Genomic DNA, 24,408 nt, shown 5'->3' on the forward strand with positions numbered 1-24,408 from the left:
CTCCTAACTACTGGCGCGCAGCCGGCGCGAGATGACGTAGTTGACGATGCCGATCACGATCAGGATCAGGAACATCGTCCAGGCGATCGCGGAGGCACGCCCCAGGTGCTGGTTCACCCAGCCCTGCTCGTACATGTACAGGCCGAGCGTCTGGAACTGGTGCTGGGCACCACCGGACGCGCCCTTGTTGGCGTCGAACAGCAGCGGTTCACCGAACAGCTGGGAGGCGCCGATCGTCGACACCACACAGGTGAACAGGATCGTCGGACGCAGCGAGGGCAGCGTGACGTTGAGGAACTGCTGCCAGCGGTTCGCCCCGTCCAGAGCCGCCGACTCGTACAGATCCTGCGGAATCGCCTGCATCGCGGCCAGATAGATCAGCGCGTTGTAGCCGGTCCAGCGCCAGATGACGATCGAGGACACGGCGATCTGCGAGGGCCACTTGTCGTTCTGCCAGTCGACCTTGTCGACACCCACCAGGTCCAGCGCCCAGTTGATCATGCCGTAGTCACGGCCGAAGAGCAGCACGAAGACCAGGGAGGCCGCCGCGATCGACGTGGCGTACGGCGCCAGCATCGCGACGCGGTAGAACGTCGAGGCCCGCAGCCGGTAGTTGAGGATGTGGGCGATGCCCAGCGCCATCATCAACTGCGGGACGGTGGAGATGAGCCCGATGGTCAGGGTGTTCTTCGCCGCGTTCCAGTAGAAGTCGTCGTCGAAGATCCGGGTGTAGTTGCGCAGGCCCGCCCACTCCATGTCGGTGGGCGCGGTCAGCTCCACCGAGTGCAGCGAGGCCCACGCCGTGTAGATCAGCGGGAACAGCCCGAACGCGGCGAAGAGCAGGAAGAACGGCGAGACGAACGCGTACGGGCTCCAGCGCATGTCCCGCTGCCAGCGGCGGGAGAGCCGGGCCCGCTTCCGCGCGACCTCCGCGGGCACCTCGGCGGGCGGACGGGCCGGGGCCGCGCCCCCCTCCTTACCGGGGGGCGCGGCGGTGTCGTGCCGGGTGGCCATACCGGTCACTTCTCCAGGTTGTTGTCGATGGTCTTGACGGCGTTGTCCCAGGCCTCCTCGGGCGACTTGCCCTGGGTCACGAGGATCACGCCGTTGTCCGTCAGGCCCTGCTGGATGATCTGGTCCTTCGGGCCGATCACCTGGATCGGGCTTTCCTCGGCGAGCGGCGCGAAGACCTTGCCGATCGGGGCGTCACCGGTCATCTTGTTCTTCGCGTCCTGCACCAGCGGCAGGTCGTACGCCGCCTGCGCGCTCGGGAAGCTGCCGCGCTTGGAGAACAGCTTGGCCTGCTGCTCGGGCGCGGTCAGCCAGGCGGCGAGCTTCGCGGCCTCCTCGGCGTTCTTGCCCGACTTGGGCACGGCGAGGAAGGAACCGCCCCAGTTGCCGGCCTTCGGCGGCGCGGCCACGTCCCACTTGCCGGCGTTCTCGGGCTTCGACTTGCTCTCGATGTAGCCGAGCATCCACGGCGGGCAGGACATCGCGGCGAACTTGCTGTTGGCGATCGTGGTGTCCCAGGCGGGCTGGAACTGCGTCTGGTTTCCGACCAGTCCCTCCTCGCCGGCCTCGGCCGTCAGGTCGAAGGCGGACTTGATGGCCGGGTTCGACTTGTAGATGACCTTTCCGGAGGAGTCGTAGAAGCGCTCCTTCTCACTGCCGATGATCGCGTTGAGCAGACCGCCGGGGGAGTCCAGGAAGGTGGTGTCCTTCGGGGCCTTCGCCTTGTACCGCTTGCCGACCTCGACGAGCTTGGACCAGTCGCCGGCCCACAGCTTGCCGACCTCCTCGCGGTCGCTGGGCAGACCGGCCGCCTCGAACATGTCCTTGCGGTAGCAGATGGCCATCGGGCCGACGTCGGTGCCGAGGCCGATCGTCTCGCCGCCCTCGGTCGTCGCCTGCTGCCACTTCCAGGGCAGGTAGTCGCTCTCCTTGCCGTACTTGGAGAGGTCCACCAGCTTGTCCGCGTAGTTGTTCGCGACCTCGTTGATGTTGCCGACTTCGATGCCCTGGATGTCCTGCAGGCCGCTGTTCGTGGTGAGGTGGTTGACCAGCGGCGGGTAGTAGTTCTCGTTCCGCTCGATCACGGTCTGCTGGACGTCGATGTCCGGGTTGAGCTTCTCGTACTCAGCGTAGAGCCCGGCCTCCTCGAACCCGAAGCTGCCGAACAACCCGAGGGTGATCTTGGTCTTGCCGTCGCTGCCACCCTGAGACGAGTTCTCCCCGTCCTTGCCGTCGTCGGCACAGCCGGCCAGCAGCCCGGCGCCCAGCGACGCCACGGCCGCCAGCACTACCGCCTTACGTGCTCGCATCTGAGGTCCTCCTGTTGCCCTGACGTGCCGACCCCCCGGGCCAACTGCGTGGTTGGGCCCTTTTTACTCGCTGCGGCTCGGGCGGGGAACGTGCGGGATGTGTATGTGTCAGGTACCGTGGGAGCGCTCCCACCAGTGATGTGTTGAAGGGTTGCGGGTCGGGGCGAGGGTGTCAAGGGAGCGAGCGCCGCGAGATGCGTTCAGTTATCGGGCTGTTAACTGGACCCGTGGGAGCGCTCGCGCGCTTGCGCGACTGACTCGTTTCAGCCGCCGGGCCCCTCGTGGAGGACCCGCCCGGCCCGAAGCGGAGCCCCCGGAAGCCCTGGCCGGCAGGGGCGGGCACCGGCTCTGACGGGGCTGTTAGATTCCAGCCAGCGTGACACACGAAGGAAGGCGGAGCCCATGGCAAGCCACGGAGCGCGGGGCCGGAGCGGGGGCCGGCCCACCCTCGAAGAGGTGGCGGCGCGCGCCGGTGTCGGGCGCGGCACCGTCTCGCGGGTGATCAACGGCTCGCCCCGGGTCAGCGACGCGACCCGCGCGGCCGTCGAGGCGGCCGTCGCGGAGCTCGGCTACGTCCCCAACACCGCGGCCCGCGCCCTGGCCGCCAACCGTACGGACGCCATCGCGCTGGTCGTGCCCGAGCCGGAGACCAGGTTCTTCGCGGAGCCGTACTTCTCGGACATGCTGAAGGGCGTCGGGGCGGCGCTGTCCGACACGCCGATGCAACTGCTGCTGATCTTCGCGGGCAGCGACCGCGAACGCGCCCGCCTCGCCCAGTACCTGGCCGCCCACCGGGTCGACGGTGTCCTGCTGGTCTCCGTGCACGCGGACGATCCGCTGCCCGACCTGCTGGCCCAGCTGGAGATCCCGGCGGTGATCAGCGGCCCGCGCTCGTCGGCGGAGACCCTGCCCTCGGTCGACTCGGACAACTACGGCGGTGCCCGCCAGGCCGTCGAGCACCTGCTGTCCCGGGGCCGGAGCCGCATAGCCCACATCACCGGCCGCCTCGACGTCTACGGTGCGCAGCGCCGTGTCGACGGCTACCGCGAGGCCATCGGCGACGCCGGTCACGTGGTGGACGAGGGGCTGATCGAGGCGGGGGACTTCACGGAGGAGGGCGGTCGCCGGGCCATGGCGGCCCTGCTGGAGCGCCGCCCGGACATCGACGCAGTGTTCGCCGCCTCCGACGTCACCGCGGCCGGCGCCCGCCAGGCGCTGCGCGAGGCCGGCCGCCGCATCCCGGATGACGTGGCGCTCGTCGGCTACGACGACTCCGCCATCGCCCGCCACATGGAGCCGCCGCTGACCAGCGTCCGCCAGCCCATAGAGGAGATGGGCCGCCGGATGACAGACCTCCTGCTCACCGAGGTCGCCGACCGCCGCCCGCTCGCGTCCCGGGGCCTGGAGCGCCGGCAGATGGTCCTCGCCACGGAGCTGGTGTCCCGGTCGTCGTCGTGAGGGGCCACCCGCTCCCGGACGCCACGGAGGCCGCCCGGACGGTCCACGCCCTGGGGCGCACGATCCGCCTCCTCCTGGACGCGGGTGACCGGGAGCGCCCGGCGGGGCACGGCGGAGCAACGGGCGGTGGCGGAACGGGCCGTTCGCCCCGACCCGGGTGAACGGTTCACGGTGGCAGGGGAGTTGGCTACGGCGTAGCTGCGGCCCGTGAGCCGAGGTCAGGCAGCCGGCGCAGACTGAGCGCCCCTCGGCAGAGGAACACGCGGAAGAACCGAGCCCCGTCGTACAGGCTCCGCCGATCGGTCACGCCGCCCTCACACGCGGGCCGGAGCCGGCCGTCGCAGCAGATACACCGCCGCCGTCACGACCAGGACGGCCATGCAGGCGATGAACACCAGCCCCGCGCCCTCCAGGCCGATCGGGCCGGTCAGCAGCCCGACGCCGATCACGGGGAGGGAGATACCCGCGTAGGCCACCACGAACAGGGTCGAGATCACCGCCGCGCGCTCGTGCTCGGGAGCCGCCCCGGCCACGCCGGCCAGGGCACCGCGGAACGCCAGGCCCTGGCCGACTCCCCCGACGAGCGCGCTGGCGATCAGCAGGGGCATCTGGTCCCAGCGCAACGCGCCGGCGAGCAGCGCCAGACCGGCGAGGAGCCCGGCGCAGCCCAGAGGGAGGGAGCGCCGCACACCGACCCGGCCGACCGCCAGTTGCCCGGCCGTCGACGAGAAGAAGGCCAGCGCGACGATCAGCCCGCTCACGGCGTGGTCGTCCACGTCCAGGGACTCCGCGAGGAAGGCCGGGCTGACCGAGGTGAACACCCCGAACAGGGCGAACCCGACGAAGGAGGCGGTGGCGGCGGGCCCGAACACCGCGCGCACCTGCGGGGGCAATGCGGGCCGCTGCGGACGTACGGTGCGCAGCGGCTGCCGTTCCCGTACCGTCTCCGCGAGCCGCAGCAGGACGGCGGCCGAGGCGGCCACCAGGGCGAGGTGGGTGACGAACGGCAGGTACAGCGGCCAGGGAGCGTACTCCGCCAGAACCCCCGAGAGCAGGGGACCGCAGCCCAGTCCGCCCATGTTGGCGGCCGTCGCCACGAACGTGGCCCGGGAGGCGCCGCCCGCCGGCGCCAGCTCCATGACGTACGCCGTGGCGGCCCCGGTGAACAGCCCGGCGGACAGTCCCGACAGCAGCCGCCCCGCGTACAGCCAGCCGAGTCCGGTGGCGCACAGGAAGCACACCGCGCTCAACGCCGCGAAGCCCAGGCCGCACAGCAGCACCGGGCGCCTGCCCACGGAGTCCGAGGCGTTGCCGACCAGCAGCAGCACACCGATCACCGCGAAGGCGTACAGGGCGTACACCACGGTGACCGTCAGCTCGGAGAAGCCGAACTTGTCCTGGTAGAGGGGGTAGAGGGGAGTCGGCAGCGTGGTGCCGGCCATGCAGACGGCGAACACCGCCCCGCTGAGCACACACGCGCGCCATCCCCGGTGTCCACCGTCCATACGGCCGACGGTAGCCGCGGCCCGCGGACGCCACCTTGAGCGGCGCGCTGAAAACGCTTCAGCCGGTGGCCTCTTTCGAGGCCACCGGCTGAATACCCAGGGTGAGTGACGGGACTTGAACCCGCGGCATCCTGGACCACAACCAGGTGCTCTACCAGCTGAGCTACACCCACCATGACCGGCTTGGAGATCATTGCTGTCCCCGACCGGCCGAGTAAAAGTGTACAGGGTCCGAAGGGGTGCTCGCGCCCGGCTTTCACGGCGCCCCCCGACGGGCCCCTGTTCTACCTACTGAGCAGGCAGAACGTGCTTCGTGGCGATCTTCTTCGCCGTGTCCGAGTCGGGCCCGGGCTGCGGGACGAACACGGCCTCGCGGTAGTACCGCAGCTCCGCGATCGACTCGCGGATGTCGGCGAGCGCACGGTGGTTGCCGTTCTTCTGCGGGCTGTTGAAGTACGCCCGCGGGTACCAGCGACGCGCCAGCTCCTTGATCGACGACACGTCGACGATCCGGTAGTGGAGGTAGTTCTCCAGCGTCGGCATGTCCCGCAGCAGGAAGCCGCGGTCCGTGCCGACGGAGTTCCCGCACAGCGGGGCCTTGCCCGGCTCCTTGACGAACTCCCTCACGTACGTCAGCACCTGGTCCTCGGCGTCCTTCAGCGTCGTGCCCTGCGCCAGCTCGGTGAGCAGCCCGGACGCGGTGTGCATCTGACGCACCACATCCGGCATCGTCTCCAGCGCCTGCGCCGGCGGCCGGATGACGATGTCCACGCCCTCACCGAGCACGTTCAGCTCGGAGTCGGTCACGAGGGCGGCCACCTCGATGAGCGCGTCGTCCGACAGCGAGAGGCCGGTCATCTCGCAGTCGATCCACACCATGCGATCGTTCATGTGTCTCACCTTACGGCCCGCCGCCACCGGCTGGACCGCCCGTGCCGGGACAGCCGCGGGGCCCGCGGGAAGGCGTGCTCCCCACGGGCCCCGCGGCTACCGGGTCACGGCGCGCTGCGCTGCCCGGGCAGGCTCGCCGACAGGGCCGGGGACTGGCCGACCGCGCTCGCCGCCGCCGTACGGCGGGACTGCAGCGGCACCGGGTGCTCCGGGTGCAGCGGGGCCGGCGCCTGACCGGGCTGGCCAGGATGATGCCCCGCGTGGCCGGGGTGGCCCGGCATGCCGGACCCGGGGCCGCCCGGCGCGTTCTCGGTGTCCTGGAGCCGCTCGCCCTGCGGGCGCCGGGCGCGGTACGCCGCCCGGTACGCGGCCGGGGACGAGCCCAGCTGGCGGCGGAAGTGCCCGCGCAGGGCGACCGGCGACCGAAAGCCGCAGCGCCCCGCCACCTCGTCCACCGAGTAGTCCGACGTCTCCAGCAGGCGCTGTGCCTGGAGCACCCGCTGCGTGATCAGCCACTGCAGCGGAGCGCTCCCGGTCAGCGAGCGGAAGCGGCGGTCGAACGTACGCCGGCTCATGTACGCGCGTGCCGCCAGCGTCTCCACGTCGAACTGTTCGTGGAGGTGCTCCAGCGCCCAGGCGACGACCTCGGCGAGCGGGTCGGCGCCGATCTCCTCGGGTAAAGACCTGTCGAGGTAGCGCTCCTGCCCGCCGCTGCGGCGCGGTGGCACGACGAGCCGCCTGGCCAGGGCCCCGGCCGCCTCGTTGCCGTGGTCCGTGCGCACGATGTGCAGGCACAGGTCGATGCCCGCGGCGGTGCCCGCCGACGTCAGCACGTCGCCGTCGTCGACGAACAGCTCACGCGGGTCCACGTGCACCGACGGGTAGCGCTTGGCCAGCGTCGGTGCGTACATCCAGTGTGTCGTCGCGGGGCGGCCGTCCAGCAGGCCCGCCGCCGCGAGGACGAAGGCGCCGGTGCACAGCCCGACGATGCGGGCACCCTCCTCGTGGGCGCGGCGCAGCGCGTCGAGCGCCTCCTCCGGTGGCGGAGAAGTGATCGAACGCCAGGCCGGTACGACGACCGTGCCCGCGCGTGAGATCGCTTCCAGGCCATGTGGTGCGGTGAGTTCGAGTCCCCCCGTGGTCCGTAGCGGACCGTCCTCGCCCCCGCACACCAACAGGCGGTAGCGCGGTACGCCGGCGTCCTGGCGGTCAACCCCGAACACCGACAACGGTATGGAACTCTCGAAGATGGGGCCGCCGCTGAACAGCAGCACCGCGACGATCTCCTTGCGGCGTCGCCCGGAAAGCTTCCGGGCCGCGGCTTCCGGCGCGGCAGTGGAGTCGTGGCTCATCCTGCTAAGCCCCCCTCGGTGGTCGCGGCTCCTCGGTTGTGTCGCTCCTGCACGTTTCCCCTCGGTCCTGCACGAGTCCCCCGCCGTAGACAGTCAAGATCGAATCTACTGTGTGCCGTCGTGCCGAAGTGGCCGGTTAGGCACTCGGCACATTGTCGACTTGGCAACTTGGCGTGAAGCATTCGATCACGAAGCGTTGCACTCGTGGGGCGTGCAGGGAAGTGCGCCTTGTCGCGGTGGCCAATCCACGTAGGGTGCGCAGGTCCCCGGAGGCCCTTTCCGTGCAGGTCGAACGGGGGTTGGGGGGTGGTTGGACCGGGTGATGCACAGGTACGAGAAGTTGGCTGAAAACCAACGTGCGCGTGCGCGGAAACCGGTCAGCCGACCGGTGTATCCCCTCCGGTGTGCCGTCCGCCACGGTGCGACCCCGTTCCGGTGCGGTGGTGCCGGCCCCGGTGGGGTGCCCGGTCCTCGGCCGCGAGCCGGGCCGCTCCGCGCTCGGACTGGCGCAGCAGCACCCGGCAGGCGCCCGTGACGGCCGCGAGCCCGAGGGCCGTGCCGGCGGCGCCGGCCGGAGAGGTGCCGTAGCCGAGGAGCACCACCGGGACGAGCAGGCAGCTGAAGGCAGCCCAGCGAACCACATCCGTCGCGGTGTCCCGCGGCGGCGGGGTCGCGCGGTCCGCCTCGGCGGCGGGGCGGGGTCCGGACATGCGTGCTCCCTGTGGCGTGACTCACGGGGTTCAACGCGTGGCGGGGGAGTCGGTCACTGGCTGCCCGGATCGCCTTCGCGGTCAGTGAATCCTGTGCAAACCGCCTGTACAGCCCAGCAACCATTGCGTTACGGGCGGTGCCTCGTGCATGCTCCCTGGAACCCGCACGCACCGTGAGCGGGATCTGGGCTAAGGAGGCGTGCCGCCGTACCCTTGGGGGTATGGGGTTGGGAAGACCATTCCCGGACACAGCTCCGCCGCACACCGTTGTCCCCCCCGTATAAGGATCACAACGCCGAGACAGCCATGGCCGGTCACGAATTCTTCGAACCCGCGGACCGCAAGCGGCCCGTCGCCGATCCCACGGCGGCCGAGCCCCTGGCGGCGGAAGAGCCACGCCACTCCTGCGATCCCGCCTTCAAGCACGGGGTCGTCGTCGGCTTCGACGGCTCCACCTCCAGTGAGCGCGCCCTGGCGTACGCGATCGGCATGGCCCATCGCTCCGGGTCGGGTCTGATCATCGTCCATGTCGCCAACCGGCTTCCGACCACGGTGTGGGCCGGCTGCGAGCCGCCCGTGTTCGTGGACGTGCCGGACCACCGCACCGAGGTGCTCGGTCTCGAGCTGGCCTGTGCGGAGTATCTCGCCGAGGTGCCCTGGATTCTGGTCGAGCGCGGCGGCGACATCTGTCACGAACTGGAAGAGGTCGGCCGGGAGTACGAGGCCGACGCGATCGTCGTCGGCTCCACCCACGGCATCGTGGGACGCATCTTCGGCTCGGTCGCGGGGCGGCTGGCCAAGCGGGCGCAGCGGCCCGTCATCGTCATTCCCTGACGTTCAGCAGGAACAACTCCCTTGTGCGCCGCGCGAATCTACTCGCGCGTAGAGGTGTTTGTGCCCTTGTGAAGGGCATATATGGCTCACCGCACAACTGCACATGCACGAAGGGAGCCCGCCGTGGACAAAGACGTCTCCGCGGGAAGCGGAATCACGACCGTGGCCGGTCGACTCGCCCTGGGAATCACCCTGTTGGCCTTCGGGCTGGGGCATACCGCTGTGATCGACGGCGTGACGGCCGCTGACACCATGTCAATCGCCCAGTACGTGGGCGGCATTGCGCTCTTCGTCGCGGGGCTGGTGGCCCTGCGGGAAGGCGACGCCGCCGGTGGTACGGCGTTCTCGGTGCTCGGGGCGCTGTGGTTCACCTGGGCCGTGTCCGAGGGCGCCGCGGGCAACGAGGCAGGGCTGTTCCTGCTGTTGTTCGCCCTCGTGGCGCTGTCTCTCACGCTGGCCGGCGGGGACCAACTCGGTCAGGGCGTGTACGGGTTGTTCTTCGTGTCGCTGGTGCTTCTCGCGATCGCCGTGTTCGCCGGGAACGACGGGCTGGCGAAGGCCGGCGGGTGGTTCGCCGTGACCGCGGGGGCCGTGGCCTGGTACGCGGCCACCGCGGCGCTCGCGCACTGGCCCACAGCACTTCCGCGACGCGCTGCCGGCCGGGGAGTGACGGCCACCGGTTAGCTGCGCAGGCCGGGGAGTTGGGCGGCTTCCCGGCGATGAGAACGGACCCCCTGTGCGGCGGTGGCAGCACGTGGGGGTCCGTCCTCTTGTCCGGCCTGTGCGGGTGCGTGGGGGTTGTTCGCGCAGTTCCCCGCGCCCCTAGAAGAAGGTCACTTACTCAACCGTCACCGACTTGGCCAGGTTGCGGGGCTTGTCGATGTCCCGGCCCAGCGCCAATGCCGTGTGGTACGCGAGGAGTTGGAGCGGGATGCCCATCAGGATCGGGTCCAGCTCGTCCTCGTTCTTCGGGACGACGATCGTCTCGTCGGCCTTCTCCTGGGGCTGGTGGGCCACCGCGAGGATCCTGCCGCTGCGGGCCTTGATCTCCTCCATGGCGGCGCGGTTCTTCTCCAGGAGGTCGTCGTCGGGGACGATCGCGACCGTCGGGAGGGCCGGCTCGATCAGGGCCAGCGGGCCGTGCTTGAGCTCCGAGGCGGGGTAGGCCTCGGCGTGGATGTAGGAGACCTCCTTGAGCTTCAGGGAGGCCTCACGGGCCACCGGGTAGCCCCGGACGCGGCCGATGAAGAGCATCGAGCGGGCCTCGGCGAACTGCAGGGCCAGCTTCTTGACGTCCTCCTCCTGCTCCATGATCTCGGCGATCTGGGCGGGCAGCTTGCGCAGGCCCTCGATGATCCGCTTGCCGTCCCGGACCGACAGGTCGCGGGTGCGGCCCAGGTGGAGGGCGAGGAGGGCGAAGGCGACCGTGGTGTTGGTGAAGCACTTGGTGGAGACGACGCAGACCTCCGGGCCGGCGTGCACGTAGATGCCGCCGTCCGCCTCACGGGCGATCGCCGAGCCGACCACGTTCACCACGCCCAGGACGCGGGCGCCCTTGCGCTTCAGCTCCTGCACGGCGGCCAGGACGTCGTAGGTCTCGCCGGACTGGGAGACCGCGACGTAGAGGGTGTCGGGGTCGACGACCGCGTTGCGGTAGCGGAACTCCGAGGCGGGCTCGGCGTCGGCGGGGATACGTGCCAGCTCCTCGATCATCTGGGCGCCGATCAGGCCCGCGTGGTACGAGGTGCCGCAGCCGAGGATCTTCACGCGGCGGATCCGCCGGGCCTCGCGGGCGTCCAGGTTCAGGCCGCCCAGGTGCACGGTGGAGAAGCGGTCGTCGATGCGGCCGCGCAGGACGCGGTCCACGGCGTCGGCCTGCTCGTGGATCTCCTTGTGCATGTAGGTGTCGTGGCCGCCCATGTCGTAGGAGGCGGCCTCCCACTCGACCGTGGTGGGCTCGGCGGTGGTGCGGGTGCCCTCGGTGGTGTAGGTGCGGAAGTCGTCGGCCTTCAGGGTGGCCATCTCGCCGTCGTCCAGGGTGACGATCTGGCGGGTGTGGGCGACCAGGGCCGCTATGTCGGAGGCGACGAACATCTCCTTCTCGCCGATGCCGAGGACGACCGGGGAGCCGTTGCGGGCGACCACGATCCGGTCGGGGAAGTCGGCGTGCATGACGGCGATGCCGTACGTGCCCTCGATGAGCCGGAGGGTCTCGCGGACCTTGTCCTCCAGCTTGGTCGCCTGCGAGCGGGCGATGAGGTGGGTGAGGACCTCGGTGTCGGTCTCGGAGAGGAACTCGACGCCGTCCGCCTCCAGCTTGCGGCGCAGGTCGGAGGCGTTGTCGATGATGCCGTTGTGGACGACGGCGACCTTGCCCTCGGCGTCCAGGTGCGGGTGCGCGTTCACGTCGGAGGGGGCGCCGTGGGTGGCCCAGCGGGTGTGGGCGATGCCGGTCGTGCCCTTGAAGCGGGCCGGGACCTTGGCCTCCAGGTCGCGGACGCGGCCCTTGGCCTTGACCATTTTCAGGCGGCCGCTCGAAGGGGTGGTCACGACGATGCCCGCGGAGTCGTAGCCGCGGTACTCCAGGCGCTGGAGGCCCTCCAGGAGCAGGGGCGCGACGTCACGCTTCCCGATGTAACCGACGATTCCGCACATGTATACGTATTCCTAGCCGTAGACGATGCGCCGCAGCTGCCGGAGCGAGAGCTCCGGCGGGGCCACCGCGCGGTACTTGAGATCCGCCTCGATCCGCTCGAAGATCGCCGCGTTGACCAGGCCCTGGGCCTGGAGCTCGCGGTGGCGGCGACGGACGTACTCCTCGGTCGTCTCGTCGAAGTAGGCGAGCACGTCCTGGATCACCCGCAGCGCCTCGCCCCGGCTGAGGGGCGTGGACCGCGTCAGATGATCAACGAGTTCGTCGTGCACTCGCTAGATCCTGGGGCACCGGCGGCGCATTCGCAAGAAATCTGCCCGGTTTCGGGCAGGGTCCTGTTGGATCCTTTGGGGGAACGTTGAAGTCGTCATGAGGGCTTGTTCGTGCGGCGTCCACCGGACGTCCGGCATCCCGTTGCCCGAGGCGTCGATTTTTGGACGCCATGGACACTCCTCGTATGGGCGTACCCGAGCGGCTCGCCGAGCGCATGAGCATGGCCGAGCAGCACGAGTACCTGCGCGCCCGGTTCTCCCGGCGCACGATGATCAGAGGCGGGGCCGTCACACTCGGCGCCGTCGCGGGTGGCGCGTTCGTACCCGGCGCCACCGCCCGGGCGGCCGTACCGACCGCCCGCACCGCCCCCGCCACCGAGAGCGTCGACGGCGCCCTCGTCGCACCCTTCGGCCGCCACCTCGCCTACGGCACCGACCCGCGCACGGAGATGACCGTCTCCTGGCAGGTCCCGGTCGCCGTCAAGAAGCCGTTCATCCGGGTCGGCGCACACCTTTGGGACCTCTCCCGCAGGATCGACGCCGAGGTCCGCACCCTCTTCACACCGGCCGGTGTCGGCGCGAGCGGCAACCACACCCAGTACTACGTCCACGCCAAGCTGACCCACCTGCGCCCGGGCCGGACGTACTACTACGGCGTCGGCCACCAGGGCTTCGACCCGGCCGAACCGCACCTGCTCGGCACCCTCGGCACCTTCACCACCGCCCCCTCGCACAAGGAACCGTTCACCTTCACGGCCTTCGGCGACGAGGGCGTCAGCTATCACGCGCTCGCCAACAACAGCCTGCTCCTCGGCCAGAACCCGGCCTTCCACCTGCACGCCGGCGACATCGCGTACGGCGACCCGGCCGGCCAGGGCAGGACCTCCGACACCGGCTTCGACTCGCGCGTGTGGGACCAGTTCCTCGCCCAGACCGAGTCCGTCGCCAAGTCCGTCCCCTGGATGCCCGCCTACGGCAACCACGACATGGAGGCCTGGTACTCGCCCAACGGCTACGGCGGCGAGGACGCCCGCTGGACCCTCCCGGACAACGGCCCCGACACGAAGAACCTCCCGGGCGTCTACTCCTTCGTCCACGGCAACACGGCGGTGATCTCGCTCGACGCCAACGACATCTCCTTCGAGATCCCGGCCAACCTGGGCCTCTCGGGCGGCACCCAGACCACGTGGCTGGAGGACCGGCTCAAGCAGTACCGGGCCGCGCACGACATCGACTTCGTCGTCGTGTTCTTCCACCACTGCGCCTACTGCACCTCCACCTCCCACGCCTCCGAGGGCGGGGTCCGGCAGGAGTGGGTGCCGCTGTTCGAGAAGTACACCGTGGACCTGGTCATCAACGGCCACAACCACCAGTACGAGCGCACCGACGTCATCAAGGGCGACAGGGTCACCAGGAAGCTCCCGATCGGCGGCACCGCCTACCCCGAGACCGACGGCGTGGTCTATGTGACGGCCGGTGCGGCGGGCCGCAGCCTCTACGCGTTCAGCGCCCCGCAGTCGTACGAGGGCAACGAGCGCGACGTGGACTCCGTGCCCTCGTTCGTCAACGTCGAGGACGGCAAGCGGAACGAGACCGTCGACTGGTCCCGCGTGCGCTACCTCGACTACTCCTTCCTGCGGGTGGACGTCGCCCCCGCACCGAAGGGGCGCCTGGCCACGCTGACGGTGCGCGGCATCGCCGAGAACGGCGAGCAGGTGGACCACTTCACGGTGGCGCGCCGGGCGAAGTAGCGACCCGGCCGCCCCCCGGGTGCTACATCCGCTTCAGGATCGCCTGCTTGGCCAGCGTGAACTCCTCGTCCGTCAGCACGCCCGCGCGGTGCAGCTCGCCGAGCTCGCGCAGGCGGCGCAGCAGGGCGTCGTGGTCGTCCTCGGCGGAGGCGACCGGAGGAGAAGGCAGCTCCGGTCGCGCGTCCGCCGGGTGGGCGGCGGCGGCCTGGGCCGGGTGCGGAAGCCTGGCCTGGACCGCCGCCGCGACCAGCGCCATCAGTGGGTCCTTCTTGAAGCCCCACAGTTCCACCGCGTTGGGGTCGTACTTGGGTGGGGCCTTGGTGGGCGCGTGCCGCACGGTGAAGCGCAGGTGGCCGTTCTCCAGGCCGGCCGCCGGGTGCCACTCCACGCCCGTGATGTCGGCGAGCGCGAGCGTGCGGGCGCCGGCAGCGGCCTTGGCGTCCTCCGTCTTCCAGTTCCACTCCAGACGTATGCGCTCGCCGTCGAACCCGGCGGTGCCGTCTCCGGCGGAGACCGACAGGGGGACGGAGGGGCCGGGCAGCAGATACGCGTCGACCGGACCGGCGGGGACCTGGTCGAGGAGCAGGGCGCTGCGGACCTCGTCCACGAAGTACTCGGCGACGCCGTAACGGTCGGACTCCACGATCAGCTGGTACGGGTCGTGCGGCTCGATGAGCCGGCCGCCGGTGGCGTGCAGCAGCGGGTCGGCGCCGTCGCGCAGCCGGAGCCTGAGTCGCCCCGACTTCTTGCCCTGCTCCAGGGAGACGCCCGCCAACGCGCCTAAGGGGACGAGTAGTTCACCCAGCTCCCTGCGCAGCAGACTGACGTTCTTGTCCCGTCCTGGAGTCAGCCGCAGCGCGTCCCCGTCGAAGGCCCACGTGCCGTCCTTCTGGATGATTTCCGCCATGGGGTGGATTGTTTCACCCGTCTCACGAGAGAGTGGTCCAGACCTCTGAGGCTCAACGGGGATGACTCGGTGTCAGGGTCCGCCGGGACCCGCAGACGCCCGTCGCGTCGCGACCCCCTGGCAAAACGTCTTGATTCATTTGTTCGATCTCCCTACTGTTTGCTCGGGCGTTGACCAATGCCTCAGTGCGCACGCAGACCACGTACGCATTCACGTATCCACAGCCAGTTGCCGGGGGGACTTCCGTGCGACCGCCGTGGACACTCACTTCAACGGGGGACCCGAATGAGGATCAGATCCGTCGTGCTGCCTGTCCTGGCAGCGGCCGGAATGCTTGTGCCGGTGGCGATTCCCGCGGTGGCGGCGCAGGCGCCCGCCCCAGTCGGCGCCGTGGACGTGACCGGGGGACAGGCCGACGATGACGTCATCGCCGAATCCCTGCGCCTGCGCGGTGAGTTCGGCTTCGACGCCGATGGCGCCAAGCTGGCCTCCATCCTGAAGACCAAAGCAGCCTCCGCCCCTTCCGCGGAGGCAGGCACGCAGTCACTCGTCAACGAATGGGGTTTCATCGGAACGGCTGCCGAGGCGGCGGAGATGAAGCGCCGTGACACGCTGACATCCGCAGTCGAGCCGATGGTTCAGAAGTTCGCCGAGCACAACGACTTCGCCGGCCACTTCCTCGACACCGAGAACGGCGGGCGCCTCGTCGTGCAGTTCGCCGACGCTCTGCCCGCAGAGCAGACCCGGAACGAACTCACGGCGACGGCCCTCTCCTCGGGCAGTTCGACCGACGACGTCGAGTTTCGTGTCGTGCAGCGCTCGTCCGCGGAACTCAGCAACGCCATGAAGGCGGTGTGGAAGTGGGACGAAAGTGCCGCAGACGCGGCGTCGGTCGTCTCCGTCGAGGAGGACGTGGCGGCCAACCGCCTCAACGTGGCCCTGCGGCCCGGTACCGATCCGGCAGGCGTGCGGGAAACGCTCGGGAAGCTGGGCGTCCCCGCGACCATCACTGAAGGCGAGGGCGCTGATCTGGCGTGCACCTCCCGCAACAAGTGCGCCTCACCGCGACGTGGCGGGGTGGGAATCACGATGCCCAGCGGGGGCGGCTGCACCATCGGATGGGTCGTCAAAAAGGGCAGCTCGTGGGGAGCTGTGACCGCAGGGCACTGCGACTGGGGCCGGAACAGCGGCACGGTCAAGTCCGGAGCTGCCTACGGATCGCTGACGAGTAACAACGCTCTGAAGAGTGGCACGCACGCGGACATGCGCTTCGTCAAGATCTCCGGCAGCGCGAAGCCCTGGCTGTATCAGAACAACGCGAACAAGGCCCGGGTCGTCAAGAAGAAGGCGCTGGGATCGGTCGGCTCCACCTCCTGCATCTTCGGCCGGAACGCTGCGAACCCGCGCTGCGGAAAGATCACTTCCACCAACGTGAGCCGCAGGAGCAGCACATGCAACTGCGTCGTGTATGGACAGTCCGCCGCCACGTTCTCGGCAGCACCCGGTGACAGTGGCGGTGCCGTCGCCAGCAGCACCACTGGAAACACCGCACGGGGTATCCTTTCCGGCACCGACGGCGCCGGAAAGATGCACTACAGCTGGATCGGGTACACGTCGACGTACGGCATGGGAAATCTCGCCACCGGGTGATGTGCCCAGGGTGCAACGCCTGCCTTGCTGTCCGCCGTTCGGTGGTGGGCGGCAAGGCGTGAGAATGGAACGGGACGGCGTCCATGAAAGCCCGACTCCCTGTGGCCTTGGCCCTCTTGGCCTGCCTGACGGCATGCTCGTCAGCAGCTGCTGACGACAGTCCGGACGAGTGTGGCGACTGGCCCGTCTACGCCACTCCGAGAGACGCTCTCGAGCAAGCAGACTGGGTCGTCACCGCCGACGTCGGTAAGGAAGTCGGCAGTGAGACGGTCTACGGCGCCGAGGCGCACGTCTACTCGGTCAGGACCATGGGACTCCCCTTGTACAAGGGGGACGCGGTGGGGCATGAGGATCTGAAGGTCATCTCGACGCCTCAGAAGTGTTCTGCCGGGGATCCGTACCCCGAAGGGGACCCCCTCCTTGGTCAGAAGCGAGTCATCCTCTTCCTCACACGTCACGGCACCGAAGGTCTTTGGCGGACTGTCACTCCCACACAAGGGGTGCTGCCGGCAACGGGTGACGCCACCCTTCCCGATCGGTGGCCCACCTGACTCGTACCCGGCGTGAGCGGGATCCTCCGGCTCAGCGGTGTGTGAACCAATCGGCCCCCTCATGGACCCGTCCGTCGGCAGCACGGGTCCATGAGGGGGCCACTGTCTCTTTGGCCGGTCGCCGGGGCACCGCGTCCGGGAACGACAGCAGCCACGCATGCGCCTGAACGGTTGAGCATTCGCACGGCGTGCCGCCCGGGAGACGCCGGCGCGTGGGCCACCGTCTCCCGGCAGCGCTGCCCCAAGCCCGGCATGGCCCGGCCGCACCGGCGGCGCACCGGCGGCGCAGGATCGTACTCGGGGTGTCCGTCTGCTTCGGGTCAGAAGTTCGCGATCGGGTTCTTCAGGGTGCCCACCAACTGCAGGGCTCCGGACGGGTCCGACAGGTCGACCATCTGTTCGTTGTTGCGGAGCTGGAGGCGGTTGAGGCAGGACAGGGCGAACTCGGGGGCGAACATGTCGTACTGCTGGAACTTGTCGGCGAGTGAGGGCATCGAGTCCTGGTAGGCACGGGTGACCTCCGCGACCGTGCGCCAGAAGTCGTTCTCCTCCAGGACGCCCTCGGTGGCGAGGTTCGCCGCGAGGAAGCGGAAGAAGCAGTCGAAGACGTCCGTGAAGACCGACAGGAGCTTCTTGTCCTCCGGAACCTCCACGCGCAGCCGCTCGACCGTCGGCGGCAGCACCGCGTCCGGGTCCATGACCGCGATCTCCTCGGCGATGTCCTTGTAGATCGCGCGCTGCACCACCCCGTCCTTCAGCACGAGGATGACGTTCTCGCCGTGCGGCATGAACACCAGGTCATAGGCGTAGAAGCTGTGCAGGAGCGGCGTGAAGTAGGCCTGGAGGTAGCGGCGCAGCCACTCCTTCGGGGCGAGGCCCGACTGCTCGATCAGCGCGCCCGCGACCGACGCCCCCTGGTGGTCGACGTGGACCAGGGACGCCATGGTGGCCAGCGACTCGCCCTCCGCCAGGGTCGGCACCGGGCTCTCCCGCCACAGCGCGGCGAGCATCTTGCGGTACGGCGAGTAGCGGTCCGTCGCCTGCTCGTACTCCAGGTGCCGGTAGCCGACCGCCGCGCGCTCCCGGATGATCGACAGGCCCGTGGAGCTCAGCACCGGGTCGCCCTCGATGAGCTGGGCCAGCCAGTCGTTGATCGCCGGGGTGGCCTCCATGTAGGCCGCCGACAGACCGCGCATGAAGCCCATGTTGATGACCGACAGGGCCGTTTTGACGTAGTGCTTCTCGGGACTGGTCTTGTTGAAGAAGGTCCGGATGGACTGCTGGGCCAGGTACTCGTCGTCGCCCTCGCCCAGGCACACCAGGTGCCCCCGGGCCACCTCGGCCGCGAAGGTGACGGTGAGCTTGTTCCACCACTGCCAGGGGTGGACCGGGATGAACAGGTAGTCGGCGGGGTCGAGGCCCTGGTCGCGCAGGACGCCGTGGAAGCGCTCGACGGTCTCGCCGCCCAGTTCCTCGCGCAGGAAGGACTCGTATGCGATGCCGGCACCGGCCGTGAACGCGGCGCGCGACCGGTGCGCGGCCAGCCACACCAGGCGCACCGGGCTCGCCGTCTCCGGCGCGTACGCCAGGTACTCGTGGATACCGAAGCCGAGCCGCCCGTTGTTGGCGACGAAGCAGGGGTGGCCCTCGGTCATGCCGGTCTCGATGGCCTGGAAGTCGCCGCGGGCCAGCTCGGCCGCCGTGGTCCTCGGCTTGGTGAGCTTGTAGCAGGTGCCGGAGAGGGTGGAGGAGATCTCCTCCAGGTAGACCGGCAGGACGTCGTCGCTCAGGCCCAGGGACTTCTGCAGTTCGATGAAGAAGTCCAGCGCGGCGAGCGGGACTTCGGTGCCGCTCCGGTGGCGGGTGATCGAGGCGGCGTCCACCTGCCAGTGGTCCAGGGCGCGGCGGGTGGCGGTGAAGCGGTAGCTCGTCAGGCCGTCGTCGCTGCGGACGACGTACTGCTCGCCGTCCCGCTCGGGGGTGATCAGCCGCTCGTGCGCGAACTCGGCGAGCGCCTTGCGGACCAGCAGGCGGTTGGCCTGGTCCCAGCGCTCGGGGGACAGGTGTGCCACGGCGTCGGACAGGGTCATATCGCCACTCCTCGGGCAGCCAGGAACTGCGCACGCGTGCAGAAGCTCAGCAGCGCGCGCTTCTCCGGCTTGTCGATCTCGCGCTCGGCCACGAAGCCGACGGCCTCGTTGAGCGCGTGTACTGCCTTGTTGCTGACGTCGGGCTCCACCACGACCCGGCGGGTGCGCGGGTCGGCGAACAGCTCGTCCATCACGGTGGTGATGACGGCCTTGGTGAAGCCGTGGATCGGCCGGTCGGTCGGCGCGACCAGGAAGTGCATGCCGACGTCGCCGGGCTCCGGGTCGTACAGCCCGGTCAGCTCGACGTACCGGGGGTCGTACTTCTCCATCAGGAACGCCGGCCGGCCCTCGTGCAGACCGATCCAGGCGTCGTGGTGCTCGTGCGCGGCGATCCGCATGTACTCGCGCTCGACGTCCTGGAGTTCCGCGTCCTGCATCATCCAGTAGGCCGCCTTGGGGTGGGTGACCCAGGAGTGCAGCAGTTCGGCGTCCTTCAGGGGGTCGAGGGGGCGGACGGTGAGCGTTCCGATGCCGGTGGTGGCGCTCATACGGCGAACTCCTGGAACGCGATCGTCTTCTCCACCGGGTAGTACTCGCTGCCGAGCAGCTCACGGATGATGTACGCGTTCCGGTACGGGCCCATGCCCAGGTCGGGGCTGGTGATGCTGTGGGTGTGGACGCCGGCGTTCTGCAGGAAGACGCCCCGGCCGGTGACGTCGACCGCGTAGTTGCGGGCGACGTCGAAGTTGCCCTGGGAGTCGTAGACCAGGCGGTCCCTGACGGGGGCCAGGAACTCCGGCTCGGCGTACTTGTAGCCCGTGGCCAGGACCAGGCCCTGCGAGTCCAGCTCGAACTCCTTGCCCTGCTCCTCCTGGCGGAAGCCGAGCGTGTACGTGCCGTTCTCGTACCGGGCGCTGTTCAGGGAGGAGTTGGTGAGCAGCCGGGTGGGGACGGGGCCGCCGAGGTTCTTCTGGTAGAGCAGGTCGAAGATCTCGTTGACGAGGTCGCCGTCGATGCCCTTGAACAGGCCCTTCTGCTCGGCCGTGAGGCGGTAGCGGGTCGCCTCCGGCAGCTCGCGGAAGTAGTCGACGTACTCCGGGGACGTCATCTCCAGCGTGAGCTTGGTGTACTCCAGCGGGAAGAAGCGCGGGGAGCGGGTGACCCAGTTCAGCCGGTAGCCGTGGACGTCGATCTCGCTGAGCAGGTCGTAGTAGATCTCGGCGGCCGACTGGCCCGACCCGACCAGGGTGATGGAGTCCTTCTTCTGCAGCTCCGCCTTGTTGTCCAGGTAGCGGGAGTTGTGGAGGAAGTCGCCGCCCAGGCCCTGGCAGGCCTCGGGTATGTGGGGCGGGGTGCCGGTGCCGAGGACCAGGTGACGGGCCCGGTAGGTGTCTCCGACGGTGGTCCTCACGACGTAGAGCTCGTCCTCGTACGTCACCTCGGCGACCGTCGTGCTGAAGCGGACGCTGCTGAGTTTGCCCGCGGCCCAGCGGCAGTAGTCGTCGTACTCGACCCGCAGCGGATAGAAGTTCTCGCGGATGTAGAACGAGTACAGCCGGCCCTTCTCCTTCAGGTAGTTCAGGAAGGAGTACGGGGACGTGGGGTCGGCGAGGGTGACCAGGTCCGACATGAACGGCGTCTGGAGGTGGGCACCGTCCAGGAACATGCCCGCGTGCCACTCGAAGTCGGGCTTCGACTCCAGGAAGACGCCGTCGAGTTCGTCGATCGGCTCGGTCAGGCAGGCGAGGCCGAGGTTGAAGGGGCCGAGCCCGATCCCCACGAAGTCATGGGTTCTGGTCGGGTTTTCAGGACGCGCGGTCAAGGGACTCTCCCAGGTACTGCTCGGCGTGGCCGGCGATCAGATCGAGGACGGCGGCGATGTCGGACGCCTGCGTCTCGGGGTTGAGCAGGGTGAACTTCAGGTAGTGGCGGCCGCCGACCTTGGTGCCCGCGACGATGGCGTCACCGGAGGCGAACAGGGCCTTGCGGGCGTAGAGGTTGGCGCGGTCGATCTCGGCGGGGTCGGTAACGGCCGCCGGGATGTAGCGGAAGACGAGGGTGGACAGGCTCGGCCGGACGACCACGTCGAAGCGCGGGTCGGCGGCGATCAGCCGCCAGCCCTCCCGGGCCAGGTCGCAGACCTCGTCGAAGAGCTGCCCGATGCCGTCGGCGCCCATGGTCCGCAGGGTCATCCACAGCTTGAGGGCGTCGAAGCGCCGGGTGGTCTGCAGCGACTTGTCCACCTGGTTGGGGATGCGCTCCTCCACCATGCGGCGCGGGTTGAGGTACTCGGCGTGGTAGGTGGCGTGCCGCAGCGTGGCGGCGTCCCGCACCAGCACGGCCGAGGAACTCACCGGCTGGAAGAAGGACTTGTGGTAGTCGACGGTGACCGAGTCGGCGCGCTCGATGCCGCTGATGCGGCCCCGGTGCTTCAGGGAGGCGAGCAGGCCGCAGCCGTAGGCCGCGTCGACGTGCATCCAGGTGCCGAACTGCTCGCACAGCTCGGCGATCTCGGGCAGCGGGTCGATGGAGCCGAAGTCGGTGGTGCCGGCGGTGGCGACGACGGCCATGGGGACGAGGCCGTCCTTCGTGCAACGCTCCAGCTCGCGGGCGAGCGCGACGGTCTGCATGCGCTTGTCGTGGTCGACGGGTATGGAGACCACGGCGTCCTGGCCGAGCCCGAGCAGCTTCGCGGACTTCTTCACGCTGAAGTGGCTGACCTCGGAGGCGAAGATGCGCAGTGTGGCGAGGGAATCCGTCTTGGCTTCCTCGCGGGCCAGCAGCAGGGCCTGGAGGTTGGACTGGGTGCCGCCGGAGGTGAACACGCCGTCGGCTGCCGGGCCGAGGCCGATGCGTTCGGTCGTCCAGTCGATCAGTTTCCGCTCGATGAGTGTGCCGCCGGCCGACTGGTCCCAGGTGTCCAGCGAGGAGTTCACGGCGGACAGGACGGCCTCGCCGAGCACGGCCGGGATGACGACCGGGCAGTTGAGGTGGGCCAGGTAGCGGGGGTGGTGGAAGTAGATCGCGTCCCGGAGGTAGACGTCCTCCAGTTCGTCGAGCACCGCTGTGGTGTCGTGCAGCGGCTGGTCGAGGTCGATCCCGTCGATGCGGGGGGAGAGGGCGTCGACGGTGATGCCGGTGAACGGCCGGTCGGTGGCGGCGAGTTTGGCGGCCACCCGCTCGACTCCGTCGGTCACGGAGCGGCGGTACTGCTCCGCGGTGGTGTCGTTGAGCAGGTGCGAGCGCATGTGGGGGTCCTCCGGTGGGGACAGTCCGGTGCGGGACAGGGTGGGCTGATCTCCGGCCCTACTTAGGTAAGCCTAACCTAACTAAAATGAGGGAAGGGTGAGCTCTGCCGTGACTGTGATCACTCGTGTCACTTCGGGCCTGGCGGGGCTGCGGCTATCCCTCGGCCCGCAGTTGCTCCTCGCTCACACCGCGCCGCCAGTAGCCGACGAACGTCACCCTGCGGCGGTCGAATCCGCGCTCGCGCACGAAGTGCCGGCGCAGCTCCTTCACACACCCGGACTCACCGGCGATCCAGACGTACGGCCGCTCGGAGGGCGGGAGTCGAGCCTCGCGGAGGAGGTCGAGGGCCATCGCGGACCCCTCGGTGCCCCGCTTGTCCTCCCGGACCAGCCAGGTGATCTCGGCGTCGGCCCCGGTCGCCAGATCCTGGATGTCGCCGGCGTGCGGGACCTCCAGCCAGACCCGGGCCCGGGTGCCGGCCGGCAGGGCCTCGACGATGGCCGAGGCGGCCGGTACGGCGGTCTCGTCGCCCCAGACGACCACGAGGTCGGTGTCCTGCGGCGGCCGGAAGCGGATCGCCCGGTTGTCGGCGACGGCCGGGCCGAGCAGCAGAACCCGGTCCCCGGCGGCGGCCCGGGCGGCCCAGCGCGAGGCCGGTCCGGCCTGGACCGAGGCGCCCGGCTCGATGCCGTGCAGGGCGAAGTCGATGTCGATCTCGTCCGGGTCTCGGCGCAGCGCGCGCAGGGTGTACGACCGCATCACGGCCCGTACGTCGTCCGGGAGTTCACGCCAACCCTGCCACCAGCCGTCACCGAGCTCGAGCGGAACGACCGGCTCGGGCTGTCCGGGGTGCGGCAGGAACAGCGACAGCGACTGGTCGCGCCCGCCGGAGTGGAAGGCGTGCAGATCGGGCCCCCCGAGGGTGACGCGCACCAGAGACGGCCCGAGCCGCCTCGTCCGCACGACCTGAAGGGAGAAGAAGCGGAACGGGGCGGCTACGGCGGTGGTCACGTGCGGCTCCTGGGCGTCAGGAAGTGAGAGGGGGTCAGGCGACCTTCTTGGCCGACTCGATGGCCTTCGCGAGGTTCTCCACCAGAGGCGTGCACTTGTCGTAGGACAGGATCGGCTCGGGCGAACGCGCGATGACCTGACCGGCCTTGACGGCGGGCAGCTTCTTCCAGGTCGCCTCGGTGATGTCGGCCGGCTGGATGGTCGAGGCGCGGTCGTCCATCATGATGACGTCCGCCGGGTACGTGTCGACGTTCTCCCAGCTGAGGTTCTCGAACCAGCCGCCGTTGGCCTCCATGGCCTTCTTCGGCGGCTCGACCAGGTTCACGCCGAGGGCCTTGAAGTACTCCAGGTCGATGGAGAAGTTGGAGCCGGAGACGTAGAAGATGGCGTCCGAGGCGGAGCCGGCCAGCACCTTGATCTCGGGGCGGGACTTGGCGGCCTTGCGCAGCCGCTCGGAGGCGGCCTCGAAGCGCTTCTTCGCCTCGACGGTCTTCGCGGCCTTCAGGTCGGCACCGAGCGACTCGGCGAGCTCGGCCATGCGCTGCAGCGGCTTCGGCATCTGCCGGTCGAAGACCGAGACGGCCACGCTCGGGGCGAGCTTGGCGATCTTGTCCTTGGAGGCCTCCGGGACGTACCAGAGGGTGCCGGCGGCGTCGAAGGTCGTGGTGATGAGCACCTCGGGCTGGAAGGCCGCGTACTGCTCGACGTTGAACTGGTCGAACCGGTTGCCGAAGACGGTCAGCTTGCTGACGTCCAGGTCGCCGGCCTGGACGTCGGCCTTGCCGTCCTTGGTCTTGGTCGGGCCGAAGACACCCTTGACGTCGATGCCGTAGTCGTACAGAGCGGCGGCGACGCCGGTGAAGGCGACGATCTTCGTGGGGACGTGGTCCAGGCTCACGGTCTTGCCGCGGTCGTCCTTGAAGGACCAGGGCCCGGACTTGGCGGCCCCCTTCGTGTCCGAGCCGCCGTCCTTGGAGTCCTCACTGCCACACGCGGTCACGAGGGCGCCGAGCCCGAGAGCGCCACCGGCGGCGAGCAGGCCGCGGCGGGAGAGACGGGCGGTGTTGGCGTTCGACATGACGGGGTCTGCTTTCGTGCGTACGGAGCCACTGCGGGCACGGCCGACAGCCGCTTGGCTGGAACGAGGCTTAGGTTAGCCTAACCTCACGATGTGTCCAGAGGGGCCCCTGGGTGTGTGCCCGG

The 24,408-nt window shown here is 69.5% G+C and carries 20 protein-coding genes and 1 tRNA gene; 5 read left to right on the forward strand and 16 right to left on the reverse strand.

Features of this window, described 5'->3' with window-relative positions; all coding sequences use genetic code 11:
- Positions 1 to 3 precede the first annotated feature (3 nt).
- Entirely contained in the window at positions 4 to 1,014 is a 1,011-nt protein-coding gene (locus tag ACFU3E_RS08215) for a carbohydrate ABC transporter permease (protein WP_384153862.1), read from the reverse strand.
- A gap of 5 nt (positions 1,015 to 1,019) precedes the next feature.
- Positions 1,020 to 2,321: an extracellular solute-binding protein gene (locus tag ACFU3E_RS08220; RefSeq protein WP_384153864.1), complete on the reverse strand. Its 1,302-nt coding sequence runs from the start codon at positions 2,319 to 2,321 to the stop codon at positions 1,020 to 1,022.
- Positions 2,322 to 2,723: 402 nt separating this feature from the next.
- Here ACFU3E_RS08220 and ACFU3E_RS08225 point away from each other — a divergent pair, with 402 nt between their 5' ends.
- Positions 2,724 to 3,779, forward strand: coding sequence for a LacI family DNA-binding transcriptional regulator (locus tag ACFU3E_RS08225; protein WP_384153866.1), 1,056 nt, complete (start codon positions 2,724 to 2,726; stop codon positions 3,777 to 3,779).
- Positions 3,780 to 4,093: 314 nt separating this feature from the next.
- Here the strand turns inward: ACFU3E_RS08225 and ACFU3E_RS08230 are convergent, their stop codons facing one another.
- From ACFU3E_RS08230 to ACFU3E_RS08250, 5 genes are all read right to left on the reverse strand, one after another.
- Positions 4,094 to 5,284, reverse strand: coding sequence for an MFS transporter (locus ACFU3E_RS08230; protein WP_384153868.1), 1,191 nt, complete (start codon positions 5,282 to 5,284; stop codon positions 4,094 to 4,096).
- 100 nt (positions 5,285 to 5,384) lie between these two features.
- Positions 5,385 to 5,457: transfer RNA gene (locus ACFU3E_RS08235), tRNA-His, on the reverse strand.
- A 115-nt stretch (positions 5,458 to 5,572) separates the two neighbouring features.
- A complete protein-coding gene (gene orn, locus ACFU3E_RS08240) occupies positions 5,573 to 6,175 on the reverse strand; it encodes an oligoribonuclease (protein WP_384153870.1) in 603 nt (200 codons plus the stop codon).
- Positions 6,176 to 6,279: 104 nt separating this feature from the next.
- Positions 6,280 to 7,527: a helix-turn-helix domain-containing protein gene (locus ACFU3E_RS08245; protein WP_384153872.1), complete on the reverse strand. Its 1,248-nt coding sequence runs from the start codon at positions 7,525 to 7,527 to the stop codon at positions 6,280 to 6,282.
- A gap of 377 nt (positions 7,528 to 7,904) precedes the next feature.
- Positions 7,905 to 8,237 carry a hypothetical protein gene (locus ACFU3E_RS08250; RefSeq protein ID WP_384153874.1) on the reverse strand — a complete coding sequence of 111 codons (333 nt, stop codon included), beginning with the start codon at positions 8,235 to 8,237 and terminating at the stop codon, positions 7,905 to 7,907.
- 306 nt (positions 8,238 to 8,543) lie between these two features.
- On the opposite strand from ACFU3E_RS08250, the gene ACFU3E_RS08255 reads away from it, so the two are divergent.
- Together ACFU3E_RS08255 and ACFU3E_RS08260 are read left to right on the forward strand one after the other, a co-directional pair.
- A complete protein-coding gene (locus tag ACFU3E_RS08255) occupies positions 8,544 to 9,071 on the forward strand; it encodes a universal stress protein (RefSeq protein WP_358281788.1) in 528 nt (175 codons plus the stop codon).
- Between the two features lie 123 nt (positions 9,072 to 9,194).
- Positions 9,195 to 9,755, forward strand: coding sequence for a GPR1/FUN34/YaaH family transporter (locus ACFU3E_RS08260; RefSeq protein WP_384153876.1), 561 nt, complete (start codon positions 9,195 to 9,197; stop codon positions 9,753 to 9,755).
- A gap of 153 nt (positions 9,756 to 9,908) precedes the next feature.
- On the opposite strand, the gene glmS is transcribed toward ACFU3E_RS08260, so the two are convergent.
- Positions 9,909 to 11,726 (reverse strand): glutamine--fructose-6-phosphate transaminase (isomerizing), encoded by a 1,818-nt coding sequence (gene glmS, locus ACFU3E_RS08265; protein WP_384153878.1) that lies wholly within the window; start codon positions 11,724 to 11,726, stop codon positions 9,909 to 9,911.
- A 12-nt stretch (positions 11,727 to 11,738) separates the two neighbouring features.
- On the reverse strand, positions 11,739 to 11,996 hold the full coding sequence (locus ACFU3E_RS08270) for a hypothetical protein (protein ID WP_031114246.1): 258 nt from the start codon (positions 11,994 to 11,996) through the stop codon (positions 11,739 to 11,741).
- Positions 11,997 to 12,181: 185 nt separating this feature from the next.
- On the opposite strand from ACFU3E_RS08270, the gene ACFU3E_RS08275 reads away from it, so the two are divergent.
- A complete protein-coding gene (locus tag ACFU3E_RS08275; RefSeq protein ID WP_384153881.1) occupies positions 12,182 to 13,747 on the forward strand; it encodes a fibronectin type III domain-containing protein in 1,566 nt (521 codons plus the stop codon).
- Between the two features lie 22 nt (positions 13,748 to 13,769).
- On the opposite strand, the gene ACFU3E_RS08280 is transcribed toward ACFU3E_RS08275, so the two are convergent.
- The gene (locus ACFU3E_RS08280; protein WP_384153883.1) at positions 13,770 to 14,654 is read right to left on the reverse strand and encodes a DUF4429 domain-containing protein; all 885 of its coding nucleotides are present in this window, start codon (positions 14,652 to 14,654) and stop codon (positions 13,770 to 13,772) included.
- 303 nt (positions 14,655 to 14,957) lie between these two features.
- On the opposite strand from ACFU3E_RS08280, the gene ACFU3E_RS08285 reads away from it, so the two are divergent.
- A complete protein-coding gene (locus tag ACFU3E_RS08285) occupies positions 14,958 to 16,304 on the forward strand; it encodes a hypothetical protein (protein ID WP_384153885.1) in 1,347 nt (448 codons plus the stop codon).
- An 871-nt stretch (positions 16,305 to 17,175) separates the two neighbouring features.
- Here ACFU3E_RS08285 and ACFU3E_RS08290 read toward each other — a convergent pair.
- From ACFU3E_RS08290 to ACFU3E_RS08315, 6 genes are all read right to left on the reverse strand, one after another.
- Positions 17,176 to 18,945 (reverse strand): IucA/IucC family protein, encoded by a 1,770-nt coding sequence (locus ACFU3E_RS08290; RefSeq protein WP_384153887.1) that lies wholly within the window; start codon positions 18,943 to 18,945, stop codon positions 17,176 to 17,178.
- On the reverse strand, positions 18,942 to 19,493 hold the full coding sequence (locus tag ACFU3E_RS08295) for a GNAT family N-acetyltransferase (protein WP_384153889.1): 552 nt from the start codon (positions 19,491 to 19,493) through the stop codon (positions 18,942 to 18,944). Before ACFU3E_RS08295 ends, ACFU3E_RS08290 begins: the two co-directional genes overlap by 4 nt.
- Complete coding sequence (locus ACFU3E_RS08300) at positions 19,490 to 20,767, reverse strand: lysine N(6)-hydroxylase/L-ornithine N(5)-oxygenase family protein (RefSeq protein ID WP_384153891.1); 1,278 nt, start codon at positions 20,765 to 20,767, stop codon at positions 19,490 to 19,492. The genes ACFU3E_RS08295 and ACFU3E_RS08300 overlap by 4 nt, the downstream gene beginning before the upstream one ends.
- Positions 20,751 to 22,193, reverse strand: coding sequence for a lysine decarboxylase DesA (desA, locus tag ACFU3E_RS08305; RefSeq protein WP_384153893.1), 1,443 nt, complete (start codon positions 22,191 to 22,193; stop codon positions 20,751 to 20,753). The genes ACFU3E_RS08300 and desA overlap by 17 nt, the downstream gene beginning before the upstream one ends.
- Before the next feature lie 154 nt (positions 22,194 to 22,347).
- Positions 22,348 to 23,205 (reverse strand): siderophore-interacting protein, encoded by an 858-nt coding sequence (locus tag ACFU3E_RS08310; RefSeq protein ID WP_384153895.1) that lies wholly within the window; start codon positions 23,203 to 23,205, stop codon positions 22,348 to 22,350.
- Positions 23,206 to 23,239: 34 nt separating this feature from the next.
- Complete coding sequence (locus ACFU3E_RS08315; RefSeq protein WP_384153897.1) at positions 23,240 to 24,283, reverse strand: ABC transporter substrate-binding protein; 1,044 nt, start codon at positions 24,281 to 24,283, stop codon at positions 23,240 to 23,242.
- Positions 24,284 to 24,408: the final 125 nt, after the last annotated feature.

Origin of the sequence: Streptomyces sp. NPDC057424 (assembly GCF_042803315.1) — a bacterium.
Lineage (GTDB): Bacteria > Actinomycetota > Actinomycetes > Streptomycetales > Streptomycetaceae > Streptomyces.